This window comes from Amycolatopsis sp. NPDC003861 (assembly GCF_053605405.1).
In genome coordinates this window covers 1-1421 of the sequence record NZ_JBSGJD010000514.1, presented here as the reverse complement: position 1 = coordinate 1421, position 1421 = coordinate 1, and the positions used below count along the sequence as shown (strand labels likewise).

The following is a 1421-nucleotide window of genomic DNA, read 5'->3' as shown; positions in this document are numbered from 1 at the left end:
CGCGCGTCGGCCGCCGAGGCCGCCGCGTCCGAAGCGGACGCCTGGGCCTTGTTCGCGGACTGCTGCGCCTGCTGGGCCGCCTGGTGGGCGGCGGCCTCGGCCTGCTTGGCCTGGTTCGCCGACTGCACCGCCGCGTCCGCCGACGCCTTGGCGTCCTGCGCCGACGCCGCGGCCTGCGCGGCGTAGGTCTTGGCCAGTTCGGCGGAGTCCTTGGCCTGCTGGGCGTAGCGGGCCGCGTCGTCGGCCGCGCCCCGCGCCACCGCGGCGGCCTTGGCCGCCTCGGCCGCGTTCTGGCGGGCCAGCGCCGCCGAGCGGGCGGCGTCGGCGACGTACCCGGCGACCTCGGCCCGGTGGGTGGCGGTCAGCGCGTCCCGCTGTCGCGCCCGGTACAGCCCGGACTCCAGGAACGTCCGGACGACGCCCGCCGGCCCGGCCAGCGCGGCCCGCGCCGAGGCGCGCACCTCCGGCCCGCCGGTCGAGACGGCCTGCGTGGCCAGCACCCGGTCGTCGGCCTCGCGGGCGGTGTACTGCCCGGTGCGCAGGAACGCCCGGACGTCGTCCGCCGTGCCGTCGAGGGCACGCCGGCCCGCGGCCTGCACGCCGGGGCCGCCCGCCGCGATGATCTGGGTGGCGAGCACCCGGTCGTCGGTTTCGCTGCCCGGGTACCGGCGGTTGCGCAGGAAGTCCTGCACCTGCGCGTCGGTGCCGACCATCGCGGTCCGCGCGGTCGTCGCCTCGGCCGGGTGGGCGGTGGACGCCGCGATGGCCGCGACGCTGGCCCGGTCGTCCTTGCGCTCGGTGGCCGGCTGGACGGTGGTGACGAACGCCTTGACGTCGAAGTCGTCCCCGACCAGCGCCGTTTCCGCGGCGGAGCGGGTGAACGGGCCACCGAGCTTGAGCAGGCCCGCCGCGGCCTTGCGACCGTTGCGCGTCACGACGGCCGCGTCGGCGCCCGGCGTGCGCGCTTCGGTGAGCAGGCGCTGGGTTTCGGCGTCGAGCTTGGCTTCTTCGCCGGCGGTCCAGGTGGCGTCCGCCTGGGCGTCCGCTTCGGCGTCCTTGGCCGCCTCGGCTTCGGCCGTCTCCTGGGCTTCCTGCTGGGCGAGCCGCTCTTCGTCGGCCTTGCGCGCGGTCGCGGCGACGGTCGCGGCGGTGTCGGACGCGGTCTTCGCGTCGTTCGCGGCGGTGTCCGCTTCCCGCGCGGCGGCTTCGGCTCGTTCGGCCGCGTGGGCGGCTTCCCCGGCGTGGGCCGCGGCTTCCTCGGCGGCGGTGGCCGCCGCGTCGGCGTGCGCGGCGGCCGAATCCGCGGCCGCGGCGGCCTGGTTGGCCGCCCCCACCGCCTCGTTCGCCAGCGCGGTGGCGGCGTTCGCCGCGCGGGTCGCCTCGGCGGCCTGTCGCTTCGCCTGCTGGGCCGCGCGTCGCGC

General features: G+C 78.6%; 1 protein-coding gene. It reads right to left on the bottom strand.

Annotated elements, in window-relative coordinates; translation table 11 throughout:
- Positions 1–1421 (bottom strand): ALF repeat-containing protein (locus tag ACWEVN_RS47875; protein WP_452055713.1); only part of this gene is annotated, 1421 nt, incomplete at both ends.